This window comes from Labilithrix luteola (assembly GCF_001263205.1).
GTDB classification, from domain to species: Bacteria; Myxococcota_A; Polyangia; order Polyangiales; family Polyangiaceae; genus Labilithrix; species Labilithrix luteola.
Genome location: NZ_CP012333.1, coordinates 7,414,184 through 7,426,189 on the forward strand (window position 1 = coordinate 7,414,184; position 12,006 = coordinate 7,426,189).

Below are 12,006 nucleotides of genomic sequence, written 5' to 3' on the forward strand. Positions count from 1 at the left end.
AATCAGCGTGGACGTCGCGCGAGGATGGCGGCTGCGCGGTATTCGTCGGCAATCGGAAATGCCGATTCGAGCGCGAGCGCCGAGGACATGATCCGATCCGCGCCGAGGGCCTCGATGATGTGCGTGAAGAAGCCCGACTTGACTCCGAAGTCCATCGTCTCGAGCGGGGAAGGGAAGCTCACCGGACGGACGACGTTCTCCACGGCGACGATCTCGAAGCCCGCCTCGCGCAGGATGTTCGTGAGCGCGTCGGCGCCGGTGGGCACCGGGTTGGCTTTCATGAGCTCGTCCATCGAGGCGAGCTTGAGGCCGACCTCGTTCAGGAGCTTGCGGAAGGCTTCGAGCGTGGTGCTGACGATCGAGAGGTAGCCGCCGGGCCGAAGGATCTGGTGGCACGCGCGCACGGTGCCCGGCACGTCCACGAAGGTCGTGATGAAGTGCATGAGCGCGAGGTCGACGGTCTGCGGCTCGAAATGATCGGCCACCTTCGCCGCGTCGGACACGATGCTGCGGAACGCGATCTTCTTCTCCGCGATGGCCAGCATTTCGGCCGAAAGGTCGATTCCCGCGAGGCTCGCACCCGGGAACGTCTTGCCGAGGGTGACGAGCGACTCTCCCGTTCCGGCGCCGAGATCCACGACGTTCATGCCCGGGTGGGACTCGACAGAGCTGCGAACCTGCGCGAGCCCGGCGTCGCGGCCTGCTCGCAGGAGACCGTACGCGTCACGGTCGTAGTCGGTGGCAATTCCGTCGTACAGCTTCGCGATGTCGACACTCATGGTTTGCCTCGTTTGGGTGATCCATCACTCTACACGGTTTGCGCTGCCCATTGTCGGGGCGCGTTGTTCGGGCTCGTGTGGCGCGTTGTCCACGTGCTTTCGGTCGCGTACCGTGTCCGGGCATGCAGCTACGAGAGGTCGAGCCGGGCGACTGGGGAGCGATCGCCGAGATCGACGAGACCGCATGGTCGCCGGAGAGCGATCCTGGCTACGGCGTACGTGGGGTCTTTCGCCCGACGTCGGACTTGCCGTCGGCCACGATCGTGGCGGTGACGGAGGGGCGCGTGGTCGGCTTCGTCGAATGTGCCCGTCGAACGTCCAACCCGTGCAACCGTGACGTCGCTCGGCTCCGGTGTATTGCGGTGCACCCGGAGTGGCGCCGAAAAGGTGTCGGACGAGCGCTGACGCTGGCGGCGATCGACTGGGCCTGGGGTCAGTCGTTCGAGAAGATCGTTCTCACGGTGATGTCGTCGAATCCCGAAGCCAAAGCCATGTACGAGGCGTGCGGCTTCTTCGAAGAAGCTAGGCTTCGCGGCGAGTTCGTCGTCGACGGAGTCGCGAGCGACGATCTCTTCATGGCTTGCCTTCGCCGTCTCGTCCCCGCTCGGCGCTCGGCGCCTTCACCAACTCACGCAGCTCCCGAGGACGTGTCTCAGGAGGGAAGCACCTGATCGATCGCGTCGAGCAAGTGGTCCAGATCGGACGCTTCGATGGCCAGTGACGGCATCACGTAGACGACGTCGGCATGGGGGAGGCGGAGCGGTCGCAAGAAGACACCGCGCGCGGCGAAATCGGTCGATGCCGGAGCCGTGCCGGGCTTCATCTCGACGACGCCGATGGCGCCGAGTGCGCGCACGTCCACGACGTTCGGTCGTGCGCGTAGTGGGGCGAGGCGTTCGCGAAACTTGGATTCGAGGTTCGAGACGCGAAGTTTGAAATCCTCGCGTTCGAACAAATCGAGACTTCCGTGCGCGGCTGCGCATGCGAGCGCGTTACCCATGTACGTGGGGCCATGCTGGAGCGCTCGGTCTGCCTTGTCGGAGAGAAAGCACTCGAAGACGGCGCTCGTCGCCACCACGGCGGCGAGGGGAAGGGTTCCTCCGGTGAGCGCCTTTCCGAGCGTGACGATGTCGGGCACGACGCCCGCGGCCTCGAACGCGAACCGCGAACCCGTGCGGTAGAAGCCGGTCGCGATCTCGTCGAAGATCAGCCACGCGCCGTGCTCGTCGCAGGCCTTGCGCAGGCGTTGCAACGCAGCGCCGTCGTGGAAGCGCATTCCTCCGGCGCACTGCACGAGCGGTTCGATGACTACGCCCGCCACCTCGGCAGCGACGGCGCGGAAGGCGTCTTCGAAGGCCCCACCGTCGTCGGAGCGAGGCACGGGGAGGTGAATCGCGTCGATACCCATCCCGGCGAATGCGTGATGCATCCCGCTGACCGGATCCGACAGCGCCATCGTGGCGAGGGTGTCACCGTGATACGCGTTTTCGAAGCAGACGATCTTCCGCCGGCGCCCGTCACCCCGATTGTGGAACGACTGCACGGCCATCTTGAGCGCGACTTCGACCGAGACCGAACCGCTCTCGACGAAGAACACCTTCGACAGCGGCGCGAGCATGCCCGCCAGCCGCTCCGCGAGCGTGTATGCCGGTTCGTTTGCGAGGCCACCGAACGCCACGTGCGACAGACGACGGAGCTGCGTTTCGACGCGCGCTGCAATGTGCGGATGGTTGTAACCGTGCGCGGACGTCCACCACGATGCGATGCCGTCGACGAGCTCGCCGCCACCCTCGAGCACGAGCCTCGCCCCATGCGCCCCCGCCACCGCGAATGGCGCCGGCGCCGTCTGATGCTGACAGTAGGGCCGCCAGACGTGAGGAGCCCCGGACACGAGCCACGCAGGATCACGGGAGGGCGTTGTCATCACGAGAGGATCTAGTCGAACCTCGAGCCGGTGTGCATTCGAGACGACGAACCTCGACCGGAAGACCGGCATTTTCTCGTCGTCGGGCGAACCCGAGCGCGACCGATCCGCTGACGGCGAATCCGCAGTAGCCTGGTGGCTGGCACGATGCAGTTCTACGTCTACAGCCGCTACGGCTTCGAGGCGACGCGGCCTCACGAGGTTCCGCACGTCGTCATTTCGATTACCTCCAGCCTCGACGACCAGGCACGCATTCGCGCGAACGAGCAGTGTCGTGGCGTCCTTCGGCTCGCGTTTGCCGATGCCGAGGTTGCCTCGGAGATCATCCCGGAAGACGCGCTCTTCACGCCCGAGCACGCGCGCCGGATCTGGGACTTCGTGGTCGCTCACCGCGATGAGATCGAGCGCATCATCGTGCACTGCGATGCCGGCATGTCTCGCTCACCGGCCGTGGCCGCCGCGCTCGCTCGCGCGCTGAACGGCGACGACGCGGAGTTCTTCGGTGGCAGGTACGTGCCGAACCCGCGGGTCTATCGTCTCGTTCTCGAATGTGCGACGGCCCAGGCGTCTCGTCCGTAAACGGTCGGCGGCCCGAATCCGCGGGCGCATCGGGGAATCGCTGCTATGGTTTCTCTGGCTCGCGTCGCATTCGCGGGGTGAGCACGCGGCGGCACACAATCACGAAAGCGCCCCGCTCGGTAATGAAAGACGAGAAAGACGAGCTCCGATCGCTCCTGATCGCGCTCGACGGTATTCGACAGTCTCCCAAGTACCACCCGGAAGGCGACGCGCTCTTCCACTCGCTGCAAGTGTTCGAGCTTGCGCAGCGCGCCACCGACGACCCAGTGCTCTGGGCCGCGGCGCTCTTCCACGACGTGGGTAAGGCGGTTGACGGGCCGCTTCACGACGAGGTCGGCGCCGATCTCTTGGAAGGGCTTCTGCCCGCGCGAGCCGTGTGGCTCGTGCGCCATCACCTCGACCTGTTGAAAGATCCACGCGCGGCGCGACGTCGCTACCTCGGAACGCCAGCGCTTCGCGATCTCGAGCAGCTCCGCCGGTGGGACCTCGGCGGCCGCGATCCCAACGCTCGCGTGATGTCGGTCGACGATGCGTTCGACGTTCTTTTCTCGGCGGAGCCTTCGCTTCTCGAGCCAGGCGACGACGACAGCGAACACGGGAGCTTCGACCCCGAACGGCCATGAGCTGGGAGCGCTACGGAGGCCTGCGCGCAGCAGTCGCCCAGCTGGCCGCTCAGATCATGTACGGCGAGGAGGTGAAGCAGTACTTCACGGCCAAGAGGCTCGCCGCGAAGCGTCTGCTCGGACAGACGAACGCGAAGGCCATGCGTTATCGACCGCAGGACCTCCCGTCGAACGGCGAGATCAAACAAGCGCTCCTCGAGCTCGTCACCGAGATCGAGGGAGATGGCCGGACGCAGCGCCTCTTCGCGATGCGTATCGTTGCGCTCGAGGCCATGGAGGCGCTCGCGAAGTTCACGCCTCGGCTCATCGGCTCGGTCGCCACCGGCCATGTCCGAAGCGGAAGCGACGTCGACATCCACGTTTTTGCTTGGAATGCCTCCGACGTCGAGGCCCACGTCAGGCAGCTCGGTTGGGTTCACGAGACTCAGCGAGTGAACATTCTGAAGCACGGCAAGGTGATGGAGTTCACCCACGTGCTCGTGCCCGACGTCTTTCCCATCGAGCTCACGGTCTATCCGCCGAACGAATTGCGGAATCGCCCGCGGAGCAGCACGGACGGAAAGCCGATTGTCCGTATTCGCGACAGCGCGCTACGGAAGATCTGCGAAAAGGAGCATCCGGAGCTCTGGCAGCGCTACCTCGCGGACGGCTCGACGCCTTCGCTCGAAGCGATTCTGGCGGCGGAGGAATCGGAGGACCGCGACGCGTCGCTCGTCGACGAGCTCATCGACGAGCCTTTGGAGGACTCAGCGCTCGAAGCGCTGGAGCTCGACGCCCCGTACGACGCGGTGCTCGAGGAGCCAAAGGAGTCCGAAGAGCCCGAGGACGAAGAACGAGAGCCTCGGCTTCGGCGTCCTGAGGCGCGGCGCCGATACCGCGGCGTCTCGAAGCGCGACCTCGCTCCTTACGATTGATCAGCCTGCCCGAGAGTCGTAAATCGTGAGTGAGACACTCGACGCTTTGCGCGCCGAGAGCCAGGGGACGTTGCGAAGCTCGAGATCGACCGCACACACGACGATCGACCTCCGGCGCGCGACGTGTTCGAGGCGCGCGACCACACGCGAGAGCAGGTGGCCGTTGAACGGCGCGTAGAGAAAGAAGACGGTGCCGTCGAGGTCGACCTCGGCGGCATTGGCCTCGACGAATTCGATTCGGTCGAGGTCGAGTGCCTCACATCGGGCCCGTGCCCTTCGAACGAGCGGCTCCTGTATCTCGACGCCGCAGGCGGAGGCGCCGGTGAGGAGATGCGCGAGGATCAGAACCCGGCCCAGGCCCGACCCGAGATCCACGAGCCGATCCTTGGGACGGATGGGAACGTCGCGCACCATCGCGAGGACTTCGTCGACCGCGCAGGGCAGGTAAGGCACCGCCCCTCGGGGAAGCCCGGCAACGTCGGGCGGCGGCGCGTCGATGCCGAGGAGCTCGTCGGTCCACGCGTCGCGCTCGAGGGCGGGCACATCGTGAAGAAGGTCGATCAGCCGCTCGCCCCGCAGGGTGCCGGATTCGACCTCGGCGCGTGCCTTCCGGGCTCGTTCGCGGAGCGCGTCGTCCACCGCGCGCGAGGCTAGCAGACGGCGAAGACGACGCGAACATGACCTCGCAGGTAATCGCGCCGATCTTCGCCGTGGCTTACGAAGAGGGCATGACGCTTCGAACGAACGAAGCGGGCCAAACGAGGAGCATGTCCATGAGCACGAAGCAGAACGTCATGCAGCGCTACATCGATGCCTGGAACGAGACCGACGCTGGCCGCCGCCGCGCGATTCTCGCCGAGGTCTACACCGAGGATTGCACGTACACCGACCCCCTTGCTGCGGTCTCCGGACGGGATGGCATCGACCAGCTCATCGCCGGCGTCCAGAAGCAGTTTCCCGGTCTCGTCTTCTCGCTCGCCGGAAAGGTCGACACTCACCACGATCAGGCGCGCTTCACGTGGCACGCGGGCGCGCTGGGGCACGAGCCCGCCGTCATCGGGTTCGACGTGGCTGTTCTCGAGGGAGATCGAATCCGAAGCGTCTACGGCTTCCTCGACAAGGTTCCTGGGTGACGTCGGCGCGAGTCCGCCGTGCCGAGGAAGGCCGTCTTTCACGGCACGGTCGGGCTCTCGTTGGAGACGAAAATCCGGGAAGGATTCGAGGCCGAATTCGTATCCTTCTCCGAGGGCTCCGCCGTGAACGGAGCGGTAAACCATGCTTCGTTCGATCACGGCATCGTTGCTCGCCTTCGCGTTCACCGTCTTCGGGAGTGGTTCGCAGGGATGCTCGTCCACGACCTGCGAAACGGGATGCCAAGGTCGCTACGACGAATGCATGGATCGCGCACCTCCAGGCGCAGCACGCAGTGATTGCCAGGCGCAATACGCGCGCTGCGTCGAGGCCTGCAACCGGAACTAGACTGGCGCGTGTTTGACTTGCGCTACCGATGACGCCGTCCGCGTTCGTCCAATAGAGGTGCAGAGCGTCCGTGGCCAATTGACCGTTGGACATGAAAACGCGGCGACCGCTTCGATGGCGACCGCCGCGCGAGGTCTCACGCCGTGAGACGACTCACTGGAAGACGTAGACGGCGCTGCCGGTGGCGACCGACGTGCCGGAGAACGTCTTCTTCTCTACTTCCTTGCCGTCGACGAGGACGCTCGCCTCGAGCGTGCCGCCTACCGTGCTGGTCGGCGAGACGGACGCGTAGTCGGCCTGGTTGACGGTGCGGGTGAACGTCTTCGAGAAGGGAAGGGCCTGCTTGTCGAGGTTGTCCATGCCGCCCGTCGCGTTCGTGAAGATCACGTCCGCCTCCTTGAGCGCCGGCGACGTGACGCGATACTCGATCGTCACTTGACGCGGGTACGACGCACCGCCGCCGCCGCCGCCCGGGCTCGACGTGTCATCGCTGCTGCTGCACGCCGTCAGAAGGGCGAGCGAAGCGATGAACGCGGGCGCCTTCGCGCGCCAAGACTTGAGGCTGACCAGATTCGACAACATCGATTGCTCCATTGTCCAAAGGGCGGTAGCGCGCAGGCATCGCGTCGCGCGCGCTCACGCGCGTCGTAAGTGACGCCAACAGTGGCACAAGCCCTTGCGCGATTCATCACTCATTCATCGTGCCGATACGCTCGCGCTTGATCTGTGGCACATCGAGCGTCACAGCGGAGCACAACGTCGTTCGTCGCTGGTCGATTCCGCCATCAGAGCCGTCGACGGATAGAGACGTGACGTCACCAGCGTTGCATGGAAAAGCATGGCGTCGAGCCGCGTGTAGACGCCGTGGCCGAGCCCGGAAGAGAGCATGTTTGCCAGGCGTTCTCCGCCATAGTCGACGATCACGAGCTCACCGTGCGTCGGCCGCATGGGGCTTCCGCGGAGCGAGCGAAGGAGCTCGCCGGGCGCGAACCCGGTGCCGAGCGCGGGATCGAGCGCCGCGTTGATGCGCCGATCCGAGGGCGCCAGGGCGGGGAAGTCCGAGGCGGCGCTTCCGATGCGACGTACCCAGTCGTCTCCGGCCACGTGGAGCGAGCGAATCTTCGCCGACTCGGCCCACGCGTAGCGAACCGGTGAGCCGAACGTGACGAAGTCGAGCGACGTCCGCTCGAGCGCCTCGAGGTCCACGTCGAGCGCGTTGACGTCGAGCGACCGCGCACGGGCCACGTCGAGGATCGCCTCCGCGGCGAGCGATCGGGAGAGCAGTTGCGTCACGAGCGCGAAGACCTGACCGGCGTGGCTATGGCCGAGGACGAGAATGCGCCCGCCCGGCTCTCCCAGCTCGGCATGTGTGGCCAGTACGCGCACGAGGGCCAGCGCGCCGTCGAGACGTCCGAGGTGGTGATTCTCGGATGACCACACGAACGAGGTGCATGGAATGCGGGCGCCGATGGCTTTCTCGAAGAGCCGAACGTACGGAACGCCGAAGTTGCCGAAATCACCGAAGACGCGATCGGCGTACTCGCGCGTGCGTCGCCGGAGGGCCTTCACGAACGGACGTCGACTCGGCAACGCGCGCTCGATGGCGGTGAACGCCGAGAGCGGATCGGTGCCCACGAACGTGCCGTGCGCGAACACCACGGCGACGACGCGCTCCTCGTGCAGCCTTTCGCCGAGCGAGGCCATCGCTGCTCGCCACGGCTCGGCGTGCTCGTGGAACTCGGTCGACTTGGTGCCGCGCGGCGCGAACTCCTCGTAGCGAACGATCGATTCCCGGTCCGTCGAGGCGGGCGGCGGCTCCATGATCGCGGGCGTCGGCGCGGGCGTGCTCTCGACGACGTCGTCGCTCGGCACATCGATGGGGTGAATCGGAGGCGGAAGCTCGGTGGCGAGCGGTCGAGCCTCGGCGCGGGGAGCGCGCCTTCGGAGACGCGCGAGCCTGTAGACGGTTCGCACCGCGATGCGCGGACCAGAACGTCGAATCTGGCTCGCCAGCGCCGCGACGAAGGCGCGTTGGCGCGCCGTCGGGAGCCCTCTTCGGGCAAGCTCGAAACCTGCCGCGAAGGCAGCGAAGAGCGAGAGGATCGTGAGGAGCGCCGCGATCGCCATGACGATGCGCCGTCGCGCGGGCACCCACGATAGCACCTGCGCCGTAGCTGGCAATGCGTTGCGTCATTTGTCCCACTTGGCCGACGATTCACGGCGCCGGGTATGCTGCGCGCACCGCATGCCGCTCGATCCCGACTTCGTTGCCGATTGCCCCTACGGCCCCGGTGGGCTTCTCATCGACGAGATCCTCCGCATCGATGCCGACGAAGGGCTCGTCGTCGCACGCATGCCGACGACCGAAGAGCTCCCCCTCACGCGCGAGCAGCGCGTCCACCCGATCAGGCACCCGCGCCACGTCTCCGGCGGCCTCATGGTGCACATGACCGGGATGCTCGGCTTCGTCCACGCGTATTACATCCTCGGCCTGCGGCACTCCGAAGGCTGGATCGGCTACGGCGCACGCATCACCTCGGCTCGCTTCCACGCGCTCGCACCGCCCGGCGAGCCGCTCGTCCTCGAGTGCAAGTCCACCCAGCTGCGTCGCGGCTCGAAGACCATCCTCGGCCGCTACACGTTCCGCTTCACCCAGGCCGAGAAGCTCGTCTACGAAGGCGACCAAACGGCGATGTGGAGCCGCGTCCCCGACGCATCCGAATAATCGTCGCTCGCGCGGCCGATTTCACGTTCCGCCGGAGGAATGAAGGCCCTCGGACGATGCGAGACGTTCCTTCTTCGCGCGTCGGAGATACGAGAGGGCGTACGCGAAGTGAACATGCGATAGCCCGTGGCCGACGGGCTGCGCGTTGACCGCTCGCGGAATGCCGACGGCAGCGAGAGAGGCCGCGAAGCCACGTGAGTGATCGCGGCTCGTCTCGTCGTCGGCGCAGACGCCCACGAAGACGGGGGAGAAGCGGACGACCGGGGTGGCGCGCGCGCCCATGCCCACGCCTCCGGCGAAGGCCGCGTAGCCGTCGACGTCGGCTCGGCCGCGCATGGCGAGTGAGCTCACGAAGTACGCGCCGCTCGAGAAACCCATGACGAAGACCTCGTCGAACGGACGTCCCGTGCGCTGCTCCAGCGTGTGCTCGGCGTCCATCCAGCCGTCGATGAGCTGCTGTTCGACCTTCTCTTGTTCTTTGATCGAGCCTGGCCAGACGTAGCCCACGTCGGTCAGAGGAGAACGCGGGAAGATCACTTCGACGTTGTGTCCCTTGGCGAGGCGCATGAGGCCGCGCTGGTGGTTCCACTGCCACGTCGTGTTCTTCGCGATGGCCCCGTGCAGGAAGATGACGAGCGTGCGGTGAGCGCTCGTCGAACCTCCGTCGAGGTAGCAGATGTCGTCCCCAGCGCCTCGACCTCGGGTGCGCACCACGCGGGCTGCACGGTCGTTTTCGGCGTCTTCTCTTTGTCTTTCGCTTCACTCGCCGAGGACCACGAGAGCAGCGCGGCCGTGAGCGGCGCAACGAACATGACGAACCTGACGAGCCAACCGGCGAATCTCGCCACTCCCCCGCGACCATGAGACATCGTGGGCGCAGACATGGCGCGGCACCTTACACGACGCGTGCCGACGCAAAAGCTTGCAAATATGTCTCTCCTGGTACTTCGATTTGGCCCAAATGGATCAGACTCGCGTCCTCGTGCGATGACGCGAGTCCTCGATTCCGATCTTCACGGAGACCTGCAGTCAGGCTGCAGTCAATACTTACGCCGCTAGAGATCGCCTAGGGAATCGTTTCGGGCGTGGGGATCGTGAGCCCTGCGCGGATCTCGCCGACGATCGCCGCAGAGAGTGCAGCGTCGGCGCGTTCGCATGCTTTCGATACTTCGCCGCTCATCGCGCCTTTGCACTCCTTGCCGCGCGCTTGATAGGCAGCGAGGATTTTCGGGCGTTCGAGAAGCGCCTTCTTCGTCTGCTCCGAATAGAAGCGGAAAGGGAGCGACGCGTGACGCGGTGAGCGCGGAGCCTTGGTGGAGAGCTCCCCTTCGTCGAGCGTGTAGCAGTTGCCGTCCCATCGCATGACGAGGAAGCTCGCTCCGCCGGAGCCAACGACGATCCCGTTCGTGGCAGGGGCTCGACGCTTCAGGACGAGCATCTCTTCATCGGTGTAGAGGCGCGCGCGTGCACTTGCTCCGCCATCGGCGTTCCAGCCATCGGTGTCGCCACGCATGTACATGCGCGCGAACGGCGCGTCCTTCGACATGAGCAAGAGGCCCACGTCGGGGAAGGAACCCGCGCACAGGCGCTTCACGAACGCAGGCTCCGGCACGCAGAGGCCGCCATCGGTCGCGCAGCTCATCGGAATGGACTTCGCGGCAGGCCCCGCCGCCGCGGCGGGTTCAGGCGCCGAGGTAGCCTCCGACGTGGCGCTGGCCGCGGGCGTCGTCGGTTGGGCGGGAGTGGGCGGTGGCGACGACGCGCAAGCGGTCATCGAGGAGAAGAGAGCGAACGTCGAGAGGAAGGTAGTGGGGCGCACGGGGACGCCACGATATCGTCCCCATCGAATCGGTGACGAGCGTGCGCGCGAGAGTGACGTGTCGATTTCAGTCGCGTCGGGGAAATTCTCTGCTTTCCTTGCTCCGCGCGATTCGCGAGAGGCACGTGACCATGAACAATCCCTACGCACCGCCCGCCATGAACCACCCTGGGTCATCATCGCCGAACCCTTACGGCACCCCGCAGTCGTCGGGCCCGGCCCCATGGACGGCAACCGGCCTCGTCGGAACGGCCTGGGAGCGCTTCCAGAAGGCGCCTGGCCTCTTGATTGCCGCGTTCCTCGTGACGGGGATTCTCGGGCAGGTGCCCGGAATGGTTCCACGCGTGCTCGAAATCTCGGGCGTGTTCCAGCAGGGGGACCTGACGCTCACGTTCTTGAGCCTCGGCGCGTCGCTGGTCGGGTGGGTTCTGACGGCCTTCCTCCAAGGCGGTCTGATTCGCACTTATCTGAAGATTGCGCGTGGTGAAGAGGCATCGTTCAGCGACGTCTTCTCCGGCGGCACCTGGTTTCTTCCCATGCTCGGCGCAACGTTCCTCACGGGGCTTGCGGTCGGTCTCGGGTTCTTGGCCCTGATCGTGCCGGGCGTCATTCTCGCGCTCGGCTTCATGTTCACGTCGTACTTCGTCGTCGACCAGAACATGGGGCCGGTCGAAGCCATGAGTGCGAGCTGGCAGGCCACCAAGGGACAGAAGTTCGATCTCCTCGGCTTCGGTTTCCTCCTCGCTCTCGTTGGCCTCCTCGGCTTGGCGGCATGCGGCATCGGCCTTCTCGCGGCCCTCCCGGTGGCGTCGATCGCGACCGCGCTCGCGTATCTCCACGTGAGCGGCCGACTGAACGCGCCGAGCGCCAACCAACCTGGTCCCGGCGCCTTCTCGGGAAGCTATCCCGCGCCCGGCGGCTATGGCCCGCCGGGCGGCTACGGCCCGCCGGGCGGCTACGGCGGCTACGGCCCGCCCGGCACGTACGGCAATCCGCCTCCCGGCGGCTTCGGCTCGGGCAGCTGACGCTTCGCTGGGCGTCGCGTCGCTCGTAGCGCCTTTCTGGCGCTTCGGTCACGAGACGACGCCGGCGCGTCACTGCAATGGCTCGAAGAAAGAGCACTTCGAAGTGACTGGTACTCCGCTTGCGTAGGGCGTGCGCGGA

The 12,006-nt window shown here is 66.1% G+C and carries 15 protein-coding genes; 8 read left to right on the top strand and 7 right to left on the bottom strand.

Annotation, left to right across the window (positions count from 1 at the left end):
• Positions 1 to 2: 2 nt before the first annotated feature.
• Positions 3 to 779 carry a class I SAM-dependent methyltransferase gene (locus tag AKJ09_RS32190; RefSeq protein WP_146651690.1) on the bottom strand — a complete coding sequence of 259 codons (777 nt, stop codon included), beginning with the start codon at positions 777 to 779 and terminating at the stop codon, positions 3 to 5.
• Between the two features lie 122 nt (positions 780 to 901).
• On the opposite strand from AKJ09_RS32190, the gene AKJ09_RS32195 reads away from it, so the two are divergent.
• Positions 902 to 1,450, top strand: coding sequence for a GNAT family N-acetyltransferase (locus AKJ09_RS32195; protein ID WP_146651691.1), 549 nt, complete (start codon positions 902 to 904; stop codon positions 1,448 to 1,450).
• On the opposite strand, the gene bioA is transcribed toward AKJ09_RS32195, so the two are convergent.
• Positions 1,432 to 2,703, bottom strand: coding sequence for an adenosylmethionine--8-amino-7-oxononanoate transaminase (bioA, locus tag AKJ09_RS32200; protein ID WP_146651692.1), 1,272 nt, complete (start codon positions 2,701 to 2,703; stop codon positions 1,432 to 1,434). The two genes, AKJ09_RS32195 and bioA, sit on opposite strands and share 19 nt — an antisense overlap.
• Before the next feature lie 147 nt (positions 2,704 to 2,850).
• Between bioA and AKJ09_RS32205 the strand changes: the two genes are divergently transcribed.
• The 3 genes from AKJ09_RS32205 (at position 2,851) to AKJ09_RS32215 (ending at position 4,819) form a co-directional block, all read left to right on the top strand.
• Positions 2,851 to 3,282, top strand: a complete 432-nt coding sequence (locus AKJ09_RS32205) for a dual specificity protein phosphatase family protein (RefSeq protein WP_146651693.1) — start codon at positions 2,851 to 2,853, stop codon at positions 3,280 to 3,282.
• A 122-nt stretch (positions 3,283 to 3,404) separates the two neighbouring features.
• Complete coding sequence (locus AKJ09_RS32210; protein ID WP_146651694.1) at positions 3,405 to 3,905, top strand: HD domain-containing protein; 501 nt, start codon at positions 3,405 to 3,407, stop codon at positions 3,903 to 3,905.
• Positions 3,902 to 4,819, top strand: coding sequence for a nucleotide-binding enzyme (locus AKJ09_RS32215; protein WP_205633864.1), 918 nt, complete (start codon positions 3,902 to 3,904; stop codon positions 4,817 to 4,819). Before AKJ09_RS32210 ends, AKJ09_RS32215 begins: the two co-directional genes overlap by 4 nt.
• On the opposite strand, the gene AKJ09_RS32220 is transcribed toward AKJ09_RS32215, so the two are convergent.
• The gene (locus tag AKJ09_RS32220; protein WP_146651695.1) at positions 4,820 to 5,458 is read right to left on the bottom strand and encodes an SAM-dependent methyltransferase; all 639 of its coding nucleotides are present in this window, start codon (positions 5,456 to 5,458) and stop codon (positions 4,820 to 4,822) included. It lies immediately after the preceding gene.
• 134 nt (positions 5,459 to 5,592) lie between these two features.
• On the opposite strand from AKJ09_RS32220, the gene AKJ09_RS32225 reads away from it, so the two are divergent.
• Complete coding sequence (locus AKJ09_RS32225) at positions 5,593 to 5,952, top strand: nuclear transport factor 2 family protein (protein ID WP_146655726.1); 360 nt, start codon at positions 5,593 to 5,595, stop codon at positions 5,950 to 5,952.
• A 142-nt stretch (positions 5,953 to 6,094) separates the two neighbouring features.
• Entirely contained in the window at positions 6,095 to 6,298 is a 204-nt protein-coding gene (locus tag AKJ09_RS32230; RefSeq protein WP_146651696.1) for a hypothetical protein, read from the top strand.
• 153 nt (positions 6,299 to 6,451) lie between these two features.
• Here the strand turns inward: AKJ09_RS32230 and AKJ09_RS32235 are convergent, their stop codons facing one another.
• Positions 6,452 to 6,880: a hypothetical protein gene (locus tag AKJ09_RS32235; protein WP_146651697.1), complete on the bottom strand. Its 429-nt coding sequence runs from the start codon at positions 6,878 to 6,880 to the stop codon at positions 6,452 to 6,454.
• Positions 6,881 to 7,039: 159 nt separating this feature from the next.
• Positions 7,040 to 8,425, bottom strand: a complete 1,386-nt coding sequence (locus AKJ09_RS32240; protein WP_146651698.1) for a hypothetical protein — start codon at positions 8,423 to 8,425, stop codon at positions 7,040 to 7,042.
• Positions 8,426 to 8,543: 118 nt separating this feature from the next.
• Here AKJ09_RS32240 and AKJ09_RS32245 point away from each other — a divergent pair, with 118 nt between their 5' ends.
• Positions 8,544 to 9,023 carry a 3-hydroxyacyl-ACP dehydratase FabZ family protein gene (locus AKJ09_RS32245; RefSeq protein ID WP_146651699.1) on the top strand — a complete coding sequence of 160 codons (480 nt, stop codon included), beginning with the start codon at positions 8,544 to 8,546 and terminating at the stop codon, positions 9,021 to 9,023.
• A gap of 21 nt (positions 9,024 to 9,044) precedes the next feature.
• On the opposite strand, the gene AKJ09_RS32250 is transcribed toward AKJ09_RS32245, so the two are convergent.
• Together AKJ09_RS32250 and AKJ09_RS32255 are read right to left on the bottom strand one after the other, a co-directional pair.
• The gene (locus tag AKJ09_RS32250) at positions 9,045 to 9,737 is read right to left on the bottom strand and encodes an alpha/beta hydrolase (protein WP_146651700.1); all 693 of its coding nucleotides are present in this window, start codon (positions 9,735 to 9,737) and stop codon (positions 9,045 to 9,047) included.
• Positions 9,738 to 10,089: 352 nt separating this feature from the next.
• On the bottom strand, positions 10,090 to 10,842 hold the full coding sequence (locus AKJ09_RS32255) for a hypothetical protein (protein WP_146651701.1): 753 nt from the start codon (positions 10,840 to 10,842) through the stop codon (positions 10,090 to 10,092).
• A 131-nt stretch (positions 10,843 to 10,973) separates the two neighbouring features.
• Here AKJ09_RS32255 and AKJ09_RS54435 point away from each other — a divergent pair, with 131 nt between their 5' ends.
• On the top strand, positions 10,974 to 11,867 hold the full coding sequence (locus tag AKJ09_RS54435) for a YciC family protein (protein WP_205633865.1): 894 nt from the start codon (positions 10,974 to 10,976) through the stop codon (positions 11,865 to 11,867).
• Positions 11,868 to 12,006 lie beyond the last annotated feature (139 nt).

Bases quoted from the DNA above. Each gene is read 5' to 3' on its own strand.
- AKJ09_RS32215 (WP_205633864.1), top strand. From the start codon at position 3,902: ATGAGCTGGGAGCGCTACGGAGGCCTGCGCGCAGCAGTCGCCCAGCTG.
- AKJ09_RS32235 (WP_146651697.1), bottom strand. From the start codon at position 6,880: ATGTTGTCGAATCTGGTCAGCCTCAAGTCTTGGCGCGCGAAGGCGCCC.
- AKJ09_RS32195 (WP_146651691.1), top strand. From the start codon at position 902: ATGCAGCTACGAGAGGTCGAGCCGGGCGACTGGGGAGCGATCGCCGAG.
- AKJ09_RS32245 (WP_146651699.1), top strand. From the start codon at position 8,544: ATGCCGCTCGATCCCGACTTCGTTGCCGATTGCCCCTACGGCCCCGGT.
- AKJ09_RS32230 (WP_146651696.1), top strand. From the start codon at position 6,095: ATGCTTCGTTCGATCACGGCATCGTTGCTCGCCTTCGCGTTCACCGTC.
- AKJ09_RS54435 (WP_205633865.1), top strand. From the start codon at position 10,974: ATGAACAATCCCTACGCACCGCCCGCCATGAACCACCCTGGGTCATCA.
- AKJ09_RS32240 (WP_146651698.1), bottom strand. From the start codon at position 8,425: ATGGCGATCGCGGCGCTCCTCACGATCCTCTCGCTCTTCGCTGCCTTC.
- AKJ09_RS32225 (WP_146655726.1), top strand. From the start codon at position 5,593: ATGAGCACGAAGCAGAACGTCATGCAGCGCTACATCGATGCCTGGAAC.
- AKJ09_RS32205 (WP_146651693.1), top strand. From the start codon at position 2,851: ATGCAGTTCTACGTCTACAGCCGCTACGGCTTCGAGGCGACGCGGCCT.
- AKJ09_RS32210 (WP_146651694.1), top strand. From the start codon at position 3,405: ATGAAAGACGAGAAAGACGAGCTCCGATCGCTCCTGATCGCGCTCGAC.
- bioA (WP_146651692.1), bottom strand. From the start codon at position 2,703: ATGACAACGCCCTCCCGTGATCCTGCGTGGCTCGTGTCCGGGGCTCCT.
- AKJ09_RS32190 (WP_146651690.1), bottom strand. From the start codon at position 779: ATGAGTGTCGACATCGCGAAGCTGTACGACGGAATTGCCACCGACTAC.